This is a genomic window from Bibersteinia trehalosi USDA-ARS-USMARC-188 (assembly GCF_000521725.1).
Classification (GTDB): Bacteria; Pseudomonadota; Gammaproteobacteria; order Enterobacterales; family Pasteurellaceae; genus Bibersteinia; species Bibersteinia trehalosi.
In genome coordinates this window covers 843,385-856,453 of the sequence record NZ_CP006954.1, presented here as the reverse complement: position 1 = coordinate 856,453, position 13,069 = coordinate 843,385, and the positions used below count along the sequence as shown (strand labels likewise).

Below are 13,069 nucleotides of genomic sequence, written 5' to 3'. Positions count from 1 at the left end.
CTTGCTTATTCTTGAGTAATTGCCTCTAAAACTTCTGTCACAAATGCAGGCACAATTTCACTCGCTTTACCATATCTCGCCTCTTGAAACGCATTTTTAACAAGACTAGGTTCTAAATTCAACTCAATGGTTTTGGCACCCCAATTATTCGCTTCTTGCACAAAACCAGCAGCCGGATAAACATTGCCTGATGTACCAATAGAGATAAAAATATCGCATTCCATTAAAGCGGAATAAATCCTGTCCATCTCCAATGGCATTTCCTCAAACCAGACAATATGCGGACGCAATTTGCGTGGAATTTGGCAACAAGTACAACGATCTTCATCTTTCACATCACCTTGCCAATCATACACCGTGCCTTTGTTCGGACAACGGACTTTCAATAGTTCACCGTGCATATGAATGACGTTACGACTTCCTGCACGTTCGTGTAAATTATCCACATTTTGCGTCACAATCAGCAGATTTTCGCCCAATTTTTCCTCTAATTTCGCTAAGGCTAAATGGGCGGCATTCGGCTGAACCTCAGGGTCAAACAGCTTACGCCGGCGTTCATTATAAAAACGTTGCACCAACTCCGGATCCCGTTTATAGCCCTCGGGCGTTGCCACATCTTCCACCCGATGATTTTCCCACAAACCGTCCTCGGCTCGGAAAGTACGAATGCCTGATTCGGCAGAAATTCCCGCACCGGTTAAAACCACGATTTTTAGATCTTTTTTCATTTTATTATCCTTCTTTTACTAGATTGCTATGTTCTAAAAAATACGCATAAGGTTGTTGTTGAATGGAAAAGAATGCTACCATTGTCAGATTAGGGGCAATTTCATTGAATTTCCACATTTCCATTAATATCACACGTTGCTTCAATTTTGGCATTACCATAAATCTGTACATTATCAGAAATTCGAATACTGCCAAACGAATTTCCGCCAATTTGGGCATTGTCAAAAATTTTTACTGAACCACGAATCCAAGTATCTTTTCCGACTACTGCGGCATTTCCAAAAATTTCCACCTCATCTTCAATACTCCCTTTAACTGAGACTTTGGCATTATCATAAATTTTGACATTGCCACTTATCTCCCCTCTGATGACCTGAGCATTTCCATATAACTGCACTTGATCACTTAATGAAGAAAACCCACCTAAATAAGCATTTTCAGAAACACAAGCCTGATCCCACACTTCCGCATTATTCGCCACCCAGCAATTTCCCTCGTGCGACAAATTATGCTCACCACTGATAAAACCGCCTAAATCCCCTGCTTTAACTTTTGTACCATTACTGGTTGTAAAAGTCTTTAAGGATTTGATTTGATACAGTTTTTGCTTCTCATTGCTACGATCACTTTCAATTAAGCTGTATTTTTTCATTTGTGACTCCTGTTTTATTGGATACTTCTATTTTATGTAGATGTACGATATTTTATGTCGCATAAAAGAAATTTTTTCGATATTCTTTTGCAGAAATAAACAAAAATATCTCACTTAAAACAGGCTAATTAGGGGAATTAAAAGTCGGAGAAAGGAAAAAAAAGAGCGGTGCAATTTTGCAGAGTTTTTGCAAAGTTGCACCGTTTGTATAAGATTAGTTATTTTTTAACTCGGAGAGTCTATCACGTTCTTCATCAAAGATTTTCATCATTTCATCATTATGTTTATTGATATTTATAGAATCCCACTTGTCATAAGTTAGCATTAATGCTTGCTTTGGGCTAATACATCTTAAGCTACCTGATTCATATCTTTTTACTTTCTCTGATGGAATTTCATCATTTAATGATGAATTTTGATAATGAGAAATCAAGCATAAATTGCCAAAACTATTTAAAATATCATCTCTTTTATTACCTGAGTCCTCAACATCATCCAATAAGCTATCTCTCCTACTTTGGGGTAAATAATGTTCAATAGAATTTCTAGATAAAGAAAAAACAAAGCTATCTTTCTGTACGAATTTATTATCCTTACCTACTTTATCATTCCAATCTCGCCATAGAAGATAATCTAAATAGTTAAATATATAGCTGGGTATACATTGACCTTTTTGATTAAATAACTTCTGTCTATCATCATCCATATAATAATTATAAGCCAATTCCTCTAATATTATTATATACGAACTAGGGGATAATCCATATTCATCTTTAAGAGAATCGTTTTTATAAAGACTACATAACACATCATACAACCATTCTTTATATATTTTTTGTCTAAATGCAGTATGAAACATAGAAAGTAATTGTACTATTTTAGTATGGCTATCAGTTGTATCATAATTAACACCTTCATCAACAACTTTTAGCTCTCTTTCTTTATTTTCAAAAGCTGTACCAAATGTATTAACCTCTTTGAAATAAAAATATTTACCATTTCTATATTTTTTTAAACCATTTAAAGACCAACTATCTTCTTCATCTCGAGATTTAATAATGTATCTATCAAAAATCAATCTACATTTCAATAAACATACAATAAACTCTTTTATTTTCTCTTCAGCAAGATAACTATTAAATGCCCCAAGAAGAAATTTATCATTTAATGGAATGTCTTTTTTAGTCTCTGTAATTGAAGTAAAAATCCTCAACACAATCATCAAAAAATTAGGAAAATCTATAATGGAATTAAAACTACCATCTCTAATTTCATCATAATTCTGATTACTAACCTCTTTTTTATTTTCAATCTTATAACTTGATAACAAGTCTAAAATACTACCAGAAGCACTGGTATCAGAATCTACATTGAAATTACTGAGCATCTTTTCAAAGTCTGATGGTATCAAATGACAAAATTCTCCAAAAAAATTCTCGTTTGTTCTAATACTCTTGCTATCATCATTCGAATATGGGAAACGCTTAATAGCATAAACATTCATATCCGAACAAGCATCCCAAATTAAGGAAAATAAAGCTCTTTCATTTTCTTGGAGCTTGTCCATCAATCTTGCTTTTAATACCTCGTGCTTTTCTAATTGCTCTCCCCGATTATTCATTATTTCAAAATAATGGTTAAGATCCGTATCTTCCGGCACTTCAGTTCTAAGAATAACGACCCTTTCAAGTAAAAAATCAAAGAATTTTTGTTTTTTATCATTCTCAGCTAATTCATTATAGTTCTTAATAATCTGAAATCCTTGCTCTATAGCATTTTTCTGAGATTGCTTAGAATGCAAGTTTTTAAAACTATCATTTGATTCATTACGATGCTCAAAATCTAAATGGACATTTTCTTTTTTATTATAATAACTTAATAGTAGTTTTAGTGTAGTTAAGCGTTGTTGCCCATCAATCACTTCATATCCATCTTTACGTTTTGACACTACTAAGCTACCGATATAATAGTTTTTACTTTCATTTTTATTTAGAGCTTCTAAAATATCTTGAATAAGTAATTCAATTTCATCTTTACCCCAAGCATAGTTGCGCTGATATATTGGTACAATATATTTATCATTATTACATAAATCTTTTACACATAATGTTCTTACTTGAGTATTTATCATTTTATTTTACCTCGCTACCTTTAAGCAGAGAAACCAATCCTGTTTTATTATCTCCATCAAATTCAATATTGTATTCATCAATAATAAATTCCAAAAATTCTCTTGAGTTATCAGATCGTATTAAGTGAGAGAAAAGACTATTTGGGCTATACACCTCATTCTCTACTGTTCTATAGTAAACTCTTCCTTGCATCAAACGGATTCTATAGCACCATTTAAAAATCTTTTCCGTAGCTTGTATTAATTTATCTTTACCAAATTTATCGTAATACAGTATTACCAGACATTTGAAAAGATTTTTTATATAACGATCCCCAACCCGATATGCCCCTGGATAACTATCAATGAAGTCTAATAATCCACCAGATAAACCATTTATAACACCGTTTTCATTAAGATAACCATTACGTTTATCAAATAAAAAGAGGTAACATTTCCTATAGTGTTCTATATAACGGAAAAACAGTTCTCCATTAACAATCGGCTGAGTAGATTGAAAGCTCATTTCACTGAAACGCCTGTCTATTAACATAGGAAATGCTTGATACATTTTGTATAAATTAAAACTAGCTAATTGATAGCTAATATAAGGATAATTTTGATCAGGATTTGCACCTTTAAAGGTATCTAATTCTTTATTTGTGAAAAGCTCAGCTGATTGATATTTACTCCAACGGCGTAATCTAAATAAAGTCTCACTGATGATTTCTTTTAAATCAGCAATCTCAGCTTCTACTGCTTGCTCCCAATTCTCTACACATTGATAAATCGTCTCTTTATCTGCTTTAAGTTCTCTTAAATGATACGCTTTTAATAGATCGTAAGGTGCAAGCGATTTTCCTCTTGCATTTTGAGCATCAAAAAATTGGAAAGCTTCGTCAATATCCCCTAATTCAATATAAACAAACTCGCAAGTTTCTAAAATATAGGTAGCAAATTCCTGTTTATCTTGTACTCTATCTCGAATAAATTGTTCTACTGCAACCTTATTTTTTATAAGATTATCCGCACTAATACTATGTGAGAGCTTTTCAGATAAAAGTGGAAAAGTGTTATCATTGCTCAATAAAAATAAAATTAAAGAAAGGCTAATTAAACGTTGTTGCCCATCAACTATATCGAATTTTGTTTTAGACTCACCATTCTCATCTTTACCTGTATATGTATGGATAACAACCGAACCTACTCGATAAACTTTCTTGCCATTTTCAAAATGAAAATAGAGATCGTTTAATAATTGGGCAATATGTTTTACCGACCACTTATAAGGGCGCTGATAATCAGGAATAGATAATTTCGTTCTTACAACATCTTCAATTTTTCTAATTTCCGCAATTTCTTTTTCTGTATTATTTTGGCTCATTTCAGATCCTTTATTACAATATTTCAATGTTTTTATTGTAGCAAAATTTGCAAAGTCTTGGTGAATTTAGACCGCTTGTAAGCATTCACCAATCCCTCTCACCCCCTCTAATCCGCCCATTTCCAAACTTAAAAAGTGCATTTTTGGTACGCCGGCATCTATTGGGTTGATGCGGATTAAACCACCTTTTTTCTGCTTGGCGGTGCGTTCGGAAAAATTACGCACAGTTGGTACGACTTTGCCTGCACCAATTTCAATCACCACAGGGCGTTGGGCTTTGCGTAGCCATTCGTCTAACAGTGGCTCTTTAGTAAGTTGGTAGCCTTCAGCATAACTCCAATCATTAAACATCAGTACATTTTGGCGGGCTAGTCCTCCGCAGTCGGGGCAAGTTGGTGGTTCGCTCAATACAAGGCAATGTTCATCGTCAGTTACAGGTTGATAGTCGTACGCCCACCACGATTTATTTTTGCAATTTGCCAAACATTGCAAGCGGTCTAGCGTGCCGTGGCATTCGTAAATCCGATCCTCCGAAAAACCGGCTTTGCGAAAATGCCCGTCCACATTGCTGGTGAAGACGAAATAGCCGTGTGGTTTGCTTTCCGCCCAGCGTTTGAGAATGGCATAGCCTTGGTGCGGTTCGGCTTGGCGGTATTGGTTTAGGCGATGGGCGTAGAACCATTTTGCCAACTCGGGGCGTTCCTGATAGGCAAGCGGTGTGGCAATCTGCATAAATTGCAAATTAAATTTTTTGAGCGGTGGGTAGGCATTCCACAATCCGCCCACGCTACGAAAATCGGGCAGGCCACTGTCCACCGACATTCCAGCCCCTGCGGTGATTAAAATGCCGTCTGCATTGCGGATTAATTCAGCGGCATAATGGAAATCGTTTTTCATCTTTTTTCTCCTCTGTTTTATGCGGATTTTAAGCACCAATGCGACAAATAATGTCGTTTTAATTACACAATTTCACAAATCACCGCAGAAAAATCGTCATACAAGCGGTGCATTTTTACCATTTTTCTGCAAATTTGCAGACGATGAGATGGGCTTTCGTATCCGTCCCAAATCGCCTGAATAGCTTTCGGGGCGAGTTGATCGTGCAAGCCGTCAGAACAGAGCAAAATGCTCTCGCCTTTTTCCAGTTGAAATTCGGCTATATGAATGCGGAAATCATCGGCGTCAAAATCGGCAACAATACAATCGGTTAAGCCGTTATACATTGAGGCATAATCGCTCCCTTCCTTAACCAAGCCTTGCTGTTTCATTTCAGCCAGTATGGTGTGATCAAAACTCAGTTGTTGCCACTCCCCGTTTGCCGTAATTTTATAGGCTCGACTGTCGCCCACATTAACCACCCGTCCTCTGCCGTTGTGGTGTAATTCACAAGCAACAAAAGTGCAAGAAATGCCAAAATAATCTTTCGCTAATTTCACGCAAAAATCGCCGTGAGCCTGTCGCAACCATTGGCTATCAAGGGATTGGCATTGGCTGAGTAACGCCATTAAATAATGTGAGGCAAGATGATTTCGAGGGTGGCTGGAAACACCATCTGCAATCCCGAAAATCACTTTGTCGTTATCCAGCAGATAACTTTCGGCATTTTTAAGTTGCCATTGGTACACCGCTTTGCCGTTATACAGGGCATCTTGATTTTTCTTGTGCTGATTGCCGGCTTGCTGGCAGAAAGTTAGTTGAAAAGGCATTGGTTATTCCTGTTTATGAAAAAGAGCGTAAAAAAACAGGCTAATGGCGAGAATTAAAAGTCGGAGAAATAAAAAATTTGGGACGAGTGTCACAAAATTCCTCAAAATGTGAAGTGGATTTTGTAGTAAAGTATGCACAAATAAAGGAGAACGTTATGTCTAATTTACCCCCCCCAACCAGTGCCAACATTTTGTTTTATTCCGCTCAACAAGATGTTGAAATTGAAGTGCAATACCTTGATGAAACCTTTTGGCTTACGCAAAAGAATATGGCGGAGTTGTTTGGTGTTGAAGTTCCTGCCATTTCTAAGCATTTAGATAACATTTATCAATCGGAAGAACTTGAACAATCTTTAACCGTTTCCAAAATGGAAATAGTTCGCCAAGAAGGTTCCCGAATGGTGAAACGAAAAGTCGATTTCTACAACCTCGATGCCATTATTGCGGTGGGTTATCGTGTAAATAGCCGTGAGGCAACCCAATTTCGGATTTGGGCAACCAATACATTGCGAGAGTTTATTATTAAAGGCTTTGTGCTTGATGATAAACGCCTCAAACAAGGTAAGCACTTCGGGCAAGATTATTTTGAGCAACTGGTTTCGGCTTATTTGGATTTAGCTGAAAATCGAGCGAAGCGGCAAATTCTGATGAATATGGCAGAATGGGAAACTTTCTTAAACAATTTCTTAATGTTGTCGAATTACCCTATTTTGCAAGATCACGGCAAAATCAGTGCAGAAATGGCAAAAATTAAAGCCGAAAGTGAATATGATAAATTCCGTGTTATTCAAGATCGTACTTTTAAAAGCGATTTTAACCGTTTCTTGGAAGAGGCGGAGAAAATCCAATCTTAACAAAACAAACGGTCATATTTTGCCAAAATCCCCGCAAAACCGACCGCTTGTTTTTAAAGATGTTGTTTTGCAAGCTCTAAATTTCGTGCTGCACGATTAAAACCTAGCGAATACTTACGCTGAAGTGAGGAAATTGATATTTGCGGATTTTGTTTTAGCTCTTCAATAAAAAGTTGTACCAACCGTTCATCAGTATAATCAAAACCAAATAGTACGAGCAGTTGTAATTTTTCTGCTGTTAAACTACCACCGAATATAAGCTGTGCCTCAGGATTAGCGTTTTTTTCCAATTTTTGCATAATAAGATACAGGCTTTCTCATTTGCAGATAGCTTAGATTTAATTGTTTGATCTCCTTGCATCGTTAATTTAAACGAATTTGCAGTCTGTTGTAGGCATTGTTTAACTTGGTTTAACATTGTTAGCTCCTTGTCGTGATTAAATTTAATAGACTGTATTTAAAGCCCCGACATTTTGTTTCGCAAACAACTCCTTTTGCAAAAATTTGTGAAAATTCGACCGCTTGCTTGAGTTCCGCTATAATCCTCGCTCTTTAGTCATAAAATAAGGAAAGAAAATGTTTGAATTAAATCCAATTAAAAACCAACTGGCTGATTTAAGCGAGCGTACCGCGGTGATCAGGGGGTATCTTTGACTTTGATAGTAAAGTCGAACGCTTAGAAGAGGTGAATGCCGAGCTGGAGCAACCTGATGTGTGGAATAAGCCGGAAAAGGCGCAGGCACTTGGCAAAGAGCGGGCAATGTTAGAGCAAATTGTGAATACTATCAAGGCTCTAGAACAAGGTGTTGAAGATGTTGAAGGCTTGATTGAATTAGCGGTGGAAGCCGAAGATGAAGATACTTTCAATGAAGCCCAAGTGGAAGCGGACGAATTAGAGAAAAAACTTGCCGATTTAGAATTTAAGCGTATGTTCAGCGGCCCACACGACAGTGCCGATTGCTATTTGGATTTGCAAGCCGGCTCAGGCGGAACGGAAGCTCAAGACTGGACGGAAATGTTATTGCGTATGTATTTGCGTTGGGCAGAGAGCAAAGGGTTCAAAGCCGAGCTGATGGAGGCCTCAGACGGTGATGTGGCAGGGATTAAATCCGCCACCGTGAAAATTTCCGGTGACTATGCTTACGGTTGGTTTAGAACCGAAACTGGCATTCACCGCTTGGTGCGCAAAAGCCCGTTTGATGCCAATAACGGTCGCCATACCTCATTCTCTGCGGCTTTCGTTTATCCGGAAGTCGATGACGATATTGATATTGAAATCAACCCTGCGGATTTGCGGATTGATGTGTATAGAGCCTCAGGGGCGGGTGGTCAGCACGTCAATAAAACCGAATCGGCAGTGCGAATTACCCATATGCCGAGTGGCATTGTGGTGCAGTGCCAGAACGGTCGTTCGCAACATCAAAATAAAGATCAGGCGATGAAACAACTCAAAGCGAAACTTTACGAGCTGGAAATGAGCAAGAAAAATGCGGAAAAACAGGCGATGGAAGACAATAAATCTGACATCGGTTGGGGTAGCCAGATCCGTTCTTATGTGTTGGACGACTCACGCATTAAAGACCACCGCACCGGCGTGGAACATCGTACCACCCAACAAGTGTTAGACGGTGATTTGGATAAATTTGTCGAAGCCAGCCTCAAGGCAGGACTGTAAAAGAGGAAGAAAAATGAGCAAACACAACCTTTCAACAGCCTTAATCCATGCTGGGCGTAAGGCTCGCTACACACAAGGTGCTGTAAATAGCGTTATTCAACGTGCCTCATCACTCGTCTTTGAGAGTGTTGCGCATAAAAAAGAAGCCACTCGTAACCGTTATAAAGGTGCATTATTTTATGGTAGACGTGGCACGCTAACCCATTTTGCTCTTCAAGATGCTATGTGTGAGCTGGAAGGCGGAGCAGGCTGTTATCTCTATCCTTGCGGAGCAGCAGCAGTTAGCCACAGTATTCTTGCTTTTGTGGCACAGGGCGATCATGTGTTAATGACAGGGGCGGCTTATGAGCCTACGCAAGATTTTTGCAATATTATTCTGAAAAAAATGGGGATAAGCACCTCTTATTACGATCCGATGCTCGGAAGTCGTATTGCCGATCTCATTCAACCGAATACGAAAGTGCTTTTTTTAGAAAGTCCAAGCTCGCTAACGATGGAAGTGCCAGATGTGCCATCAATTGTACAAGCTGCTCGCGCAAAAAATCCCGAGATCGTAATTATGATCGATAATACTTGGTCGGCAGGCGTGCTCTTTCCAGCTTTAGAATACGGTATTGATATTTCGATTCAAGCCGGCACCAAATACTTGGTTGGACATTCTGACGCAATGATTGGAACGGCTGTTTCTAATGCACGTTGCTGGGATCAGCTACGTGAACACTCTTACCTAATGGGGCAAATGATCGATGCGGATACCGCTTATATGACTGCTCGTGGATTACGTACTTTAGGTGTACGCTTACAGCAGCATCACGAAAGCAGTATCCAAATTGCGCGCTGGCTTGCTACTCGTCCAGAAGTAAAAGCCGTTTACCATCCAGCACTGCCAAGTTGTTTTGGACATTCCTTCTTCAGCCGTGATTTCAAAGGATCAAGCGGTCTATTTTCCTTTGAACTTTGCAAAAAATTAAGCGATGAAGAGCTTGCGAATTTCTTAGATCATTTTGAACTATTTTCAATGGCATACTCTTGGGGTGGCTATGAATCTTTAATTCTCGCTAATCAACCAAACGAAATCGCCAAAATCCGCCCTACAATTGAGCGGAAATTGGAAGGCACATTAATTCGAGTGCATATCGGTTTGGAAGCGGTGGAAGATTTAATTGCTGATTTAGAAAAAGGCTTTGAGCGTATCGCTTAGATTGTCTATCTCTCGCCGATTGTTCGTAAAAATATCCAATATAGGCGAGAGAACCTCCAATCGCCCTTCTCTCTCTGTTTTTGCCTAAAACAACGACAACAAACATTTGCGTAATCGTTTGCGTTACTGTAAAATCCGCGCCATTTTTAATCCCTTCAAAACTAAAGGCGCTTACTACTATGTCCTTAAATGCTATTTTTCAATTGTCTGAACGCGGCTCTAACGTCCGTCAAGAAATTATTGCTGGTTTAACCACCTTCCTTGCAATGGTGTACTCGGTAATTGTTGTACCAAATATGCTCAGTGCTGCGGGTTTCCCTGCTGAATCTGTGTTTATCGCCACCTGCTTGGTAGCCGGACTTGGCTCTATGTTAATTGGTTTATGGGCAAATGCGCCAATGGCAATTGGCTGTGCTATCTCTCTTACTGCATTCACAGCTTTTAGCTTGGTATTAGGTCAAGGAATTAGTATTCCTGTTGCCTTAGGTGCAATTTTCTTAATGGGGGTAATCTTCACGATTGTTTCTGTGACAGGCATCCGTTCTTGGATCTTAAAAAACCTACCATCAAGTATTGCTCATGGCGCAGGAATAGGAATTGGCTTATTTCTGCTGTTGATCGCAGCAAATGGCGTAGGTTTAGTCGTAGGCAATGATGCTGGTTTACCAGTAAAAATGGGAGAATTCACCTCATTCCCTGTCATTATGTCGTTATTTGGTTTAGCGGCAATCATTGGTTTAGAACGGTTGAAAGTCAAAGGCTCTATTTTATGGGTCATCATTGCCATTACAGCAATCGGTTTAATTTTCGATCCAAATGTCAAATTCGGTGGTGAAGTTTTCAAAATGCCAAGCTTCGGTGAACAATCACTTTTCCTTGAATTAGATGTAATGGGTGCTTTAAATGCCGCCGTATTGCCTGTGATTTTTGCTTTAGTTATGACCGCTATTTTTGATGCTACAGGCACAATTCGAGCGGTTGCTGGGCAAGCCAATTTACTAGATAAAGACGGGCAAATCATCAATGGAGGTCGAGCTTTAACCTCTGACTCAATGGGTAGCATTCTTTCTGGTTTATTCGGTACTGCACCGGCTGCCGTTTATATTGAATCTGCAGCAGGAACAGCCGTTGGTGGTAAGACAGGTTTAACTGCTGTGGTTGTTGGGGCGTTATTCTTATTAATGCTTTTCTTCCAGCCATTGGCATTTCTAGTACCAGGCTATGCAACAGCACCTGCATTAATGTATGTAGGTCTATTAATGTTAAGCAATGTGTCTAAATTAGATTTTGATGATTTCATTGGTGCGATGGCAGGGCTGGTTTGTGCCGTATTTATTGTGCTAACTGCTAATATCGTAACAGGGATTATGTTAGGTTTTGCCACTTTAGTTGTAGGCCGAGTACTTGCTGGTGAATTTAATAAATTAAATATTGGCACGGTAATTATTGCTGTTATTTTAGTCGCATTCTACGCGTTAGGCTTTGCCTTATAATCTATCTTACTCTCTTTATTTAGAGCCCTGCTGAGCAGCAGGGCTTTCTTTTTCTCTCAAACAATATATTCCAAAAAAGAATATAAGATTATATTATTCTATTTTTAAGGAATAATAAATTCTCCTAGAATTTCCTGCGATTACATAAATAAATATAGGAGAAAACCACAATGTCATACTTATCTCAATCTTTCCGAGATTGGCTCGCAGCACATGCTGATTCACTGGATCAATCAAATCAATTCGCCGATGAATTGCTACAACGAATTGCCGATGAAGGTGTGTTTAAATTAGGCATACCAAGCAAACTTGGAGGCAATAATAGTTCAGCGCAACAAGTGATTGAAGCCATTAGTGAAATATCACAATATTCCTTAACCGCAGGTTTCATTACGTGGGGGCATAGAACTTTCATTGAAAATATCCTGCAAAGTGAGAATCCCTTTCCTCGCACACAATGGTTACCCGATTTACTCAATGGCAAACTAGCTGGCGGAACAGCGCTCTCTAATGCTATGAAATTTCTTGCAGGAATTGAAGAATTAAATGTCACAATTTGTGAAGAAAAAGGGGAATGCTACTTGAATGGGCGGCTACCTTGGGTCACAAATTTACGCGCAGATCATTTTGCTGCCGTTTTTATTGCAGGCTATGAAACCCCAAATGGGCGTGAACCTATCGTGATAGCAATCCCATCTGATGCACAAGGATTAACTCGTACTGAAGAACTAGATCTTATTGCCTTACAAGGTAGCAATACGGCAGCCTTAATCTTTGATAAGGTAAAACTCAACGATGCTTGGATACTCTCTCATAATGCTCCTCTCTTTTTAAGTCAAATTCGCCCTCATTTCTTAGGTTTCCAATTCGGTATGGCATTTGGTTTGGCGGAACGCAGCCTAAATGAAGTAGAAAATACATTAGCAAGTAACCGTGTGATCCTTCAGCCTGAATGGGAGAAGCAAAAACAGGCACTGACTAAAATCAAACAGCAATTAGCAACAGGACTAGTTGCAAAAGATAGTTTTATTCAAAACCCTAAATCTTTATTCAAATTACGCATTGATATTGTAGATGCAGTTGCGCAAAGTGTACTACTAGAATTACAAGCGGGTGGAGGCCGAGGCTATTTGCGCAACGCGGGCTCTGATTTTATCCGCCGATGGCGTGAAGCAGCCTTCTTACCTGTGGTCACCCCAAGTGCCGTACAATTACGTTTAGTATTAGCGGGATAACTTCAACGCACACATAAAGTAGCAAGCGGT

General features: G+C 38.8%; 12 protein-coding genes. 5 read left to right on the top strand and 7 right to left on the bottom strand.

Features of this window, described 5'->3' with window-relative positions:
- Positions 1-5 precede the first annotated feature (5 nt).
- The 6 genes from cobB to F542_RS04040 form a co-directional block, all read right to left on the bottom strand.
- Positions 6-728, bottom strand: a complete 723-nt coding sequence (gene cobB / locus F542_RS04065) for a Sir2 family NAD+-dependent deacetylase (RefSeq protein ID WP_015432791.1) — start codon at positions 726-728, stop codon at positions 6-8.
- A gap of 101 nt (positions 729-829) precedes the next feature.
- The gene (locus F542_RS04060) at positions 830-1,381 is read right to left on the bottom strand and encodes an LbetaH domain-containing protein (RefSeq protein WP_015432793.1); all 552 of its coding nucleotides are present in this window, start codon (positions 1,379-1,381) and stop codon (positions 830-832) included.
- Positions 1,382-1,595: 214 nt separating this feature from the next.
- Entirely contained in the window at positions 1,596-3,512 is a 1,917-nt protein-coding gene (locus tag F542_RS04055; protein ID WP_015432794.1) for a DUF262 domain-containing protein, read from the bottom strand.
- A gap of 1 nt (position 3,513) precedes the next feature.
- On the bottom strand, positions 3,514-4,875 hold the full coding sequence (locus F542_RS04050) for a DUF262 domain-containing protein (RefSeq protein WP_015432795.1): 1,362 nt from the start codon (positions 4,873-4,875) through the stop codon (positions 3,514-3,516).
- A 66-nt stretch (positions 4,876-4,941) separates the two neighbouring features.
- Positions 4,942-5,772 (bottom strand): SIR2 family NAD-dependent protein deacylase, encoded by an 831-nt coding sequence (locus F542_RS04045; protein ID WP_015432796.1) that lies wholly within the window; start codon positions 5,770-5,772, stop codon positions 4,942-4,944.
- A gap of 62 nt (positions 5,773-5,834) precedes the next feature.
- On the bottom strand, positions 5,835-6,581 hold the full coding sequence (locus F542_RS04040) for a PP2C family protein-serine/threonine phosphatase (RefSeq protein ID WP_015432797.1): 747 nt from the start codon (positions 6,579-6,581) through the stop codon (positions 5,835-5,837).
- A 155-nt stretch (positions 6,582-6,736) separates the two neighbouring features.
- On the opposite strand from F542_RS04040, the gene F542_RS04035 reads away from it, so the two are divergent.
- Positions 6,737-7,435 (top strand): virulence RhuM family protein, encoded by a 699-nt coding sequence (locus F542_RS04035; protein WP_015432798.1) that lies wholly within the window; start codon positions 6,737-6,739, stop codon positions 7,433-7,435.
- A gap of 53 nt (positions 7,436-7,488) precedes the next feature.
- Here F542_RS04035 and F542_RS04030 read toward each other — a convergent pair whose 3' ends face one another.
- The gene (locus F542_RS04030; protein ID WP_015432799.1) at positions 7,489-7,734 is read right to left on the bottom strand and encodes a DNA translocase FtsK; all 246 of its coding nucleotides are present in this window, start codon (positions 7,732-7,734) and stop codon (positions 7,489-7,491) included.
- Positions 7,735-8,011: 277 nt separating this feature from the next.
- Here F542_RS04030 and prfB point away from each other — a divergent pair.
- From prfB to F542_RS04010, 4 genes are all read left to right on the top strand, one after another.
- Positions 8,012-9,110 (top strand): peptide chain release factor 2 gene (prfB, locus tag F542_RS04025; protein WP_131928121.1). Its coding sequence is split into 2 segments (ribosomal slippage): positions 8,012-8,086 and positions 8,088-9,110, totalling 1,098 coding nucleotides; the frame shifts between segments, so codons are not numbered across the junction.
- Positions 9,111-9,123: 13 nt separating this feature from the next.
- A complete protein-coding gene (metC, locus tag F542_RS04020; protein ID WP_015432801.1) occupies positions 9,124-10,311 on the top strand; it encodes a cystathionine beta-lyase in 1,188 nt (395 codons plus the stop codon).
- 179 nt (positions 10,312-10,490) lie between these two features.
- Entirely contained in the window at positions 10,491-11,804 is a 1,314-nt protein-coding gene (locus F542_RS04015) for an NCS2 family permease (RefSeq protein ID WP_015432802.1), read from the top strand.
- Positions 11,805-11,974: 170 nt separating this feature from the next.
- Complete coding sequence (locus F542_RS04010; RefSeq protein WP_015432803.1) at positions 11,975-13,039, top strand: acyl-CoA dehydrogenase family protein; 1,065 nt, start codon at positions 11,975-11,977, stop codon at positions 13,037-13,039.
- Positions 13,040-13,069 lie beyond the last annotated feature (30 nt).

What these genes read in the sequence shown, in the direction of transcription:
- cobB (WP_015432791.1), bottom strand. Translation starts at nt 728, where the DNA reads ATGAAAAAAGATCTAAAAATCGTGGTTTTAACCGGTGCGGGAATTTCT.
- F542_RS04060 (WP_015432793.1), bottom strand. Translation starts at nt 1,381, where the DNA reads ATGAAAAAATACAGCTTAATTGAAAGTGATCGTAGCAATGAGAAGCAA.
- F542_RS04055 (WP_015432794.1), bottom strand. Translation starts at nt 3,512, where the DNA reads ATGATAAATACTCAAGTAAGAACATTATGTGTAAAAGATTTATGTAAT.
- F542_RS04050 (WP_015432795.1), bottom strand. Translation starts at nt 4,875, where the DNA reads ATGAGCCAAAATAATACAGAAAAAGAAATTGCGGAAATTAGAAAAATT.
- F542_RS04045 (WP_015432796.1), bottom strand. Translation starts at nt 5,772, where the DNA reads ATGAAAAACGATTTCCATTATGCCGCTGAATTAATCCGCAATGCAGAC.
- F542_RS04040 (WP_015432797.1), bottom strand. Translation starts at nt 6,581, where the DNA reads ATGCCTTTTCAACTAACTTTCTGCCAGCAAGCCGGCAATCAGCACAAG.
- F542_RS04035 (WP_015432798.1), top strand. Translation starts at nt 6,737, where the DNA reads ATGTCTAATTTACCCCCCCCAACCAGTGCCAACATTTTGTTTTATTCC.
- F542_RS04030 (WP_015432799.1), bottom strand. Translation starts at nt 7,734, where the DNA reads ATGCAAAAATTGGAAAAAAACGCTAATCCTGAGGCACAGCTTATATTC.
- metC (WP_015432801.1), top strand. Translation starts at nt 9,124, where the DNA reads ATGAGCAAACACAACCTTTCAACAGCCTTAATCCATGCTGGGCGTAAG.
- F542_RS04015 (WP_015432802.1), top strand. Translation starts at nt 10,491, where the DNA reads ATGTCCTTAAATGCTATTTTTCAATTGTCTGAACGCGGCTCTAACGTC.
- F542_RS04010 (WP_015432803.1), top strand. Translation starts at nt 11,975, where the DNA reads ATGTCATACTTATCTCAATCTTTCCGAGATTGGCTCGCAGCACATGCT.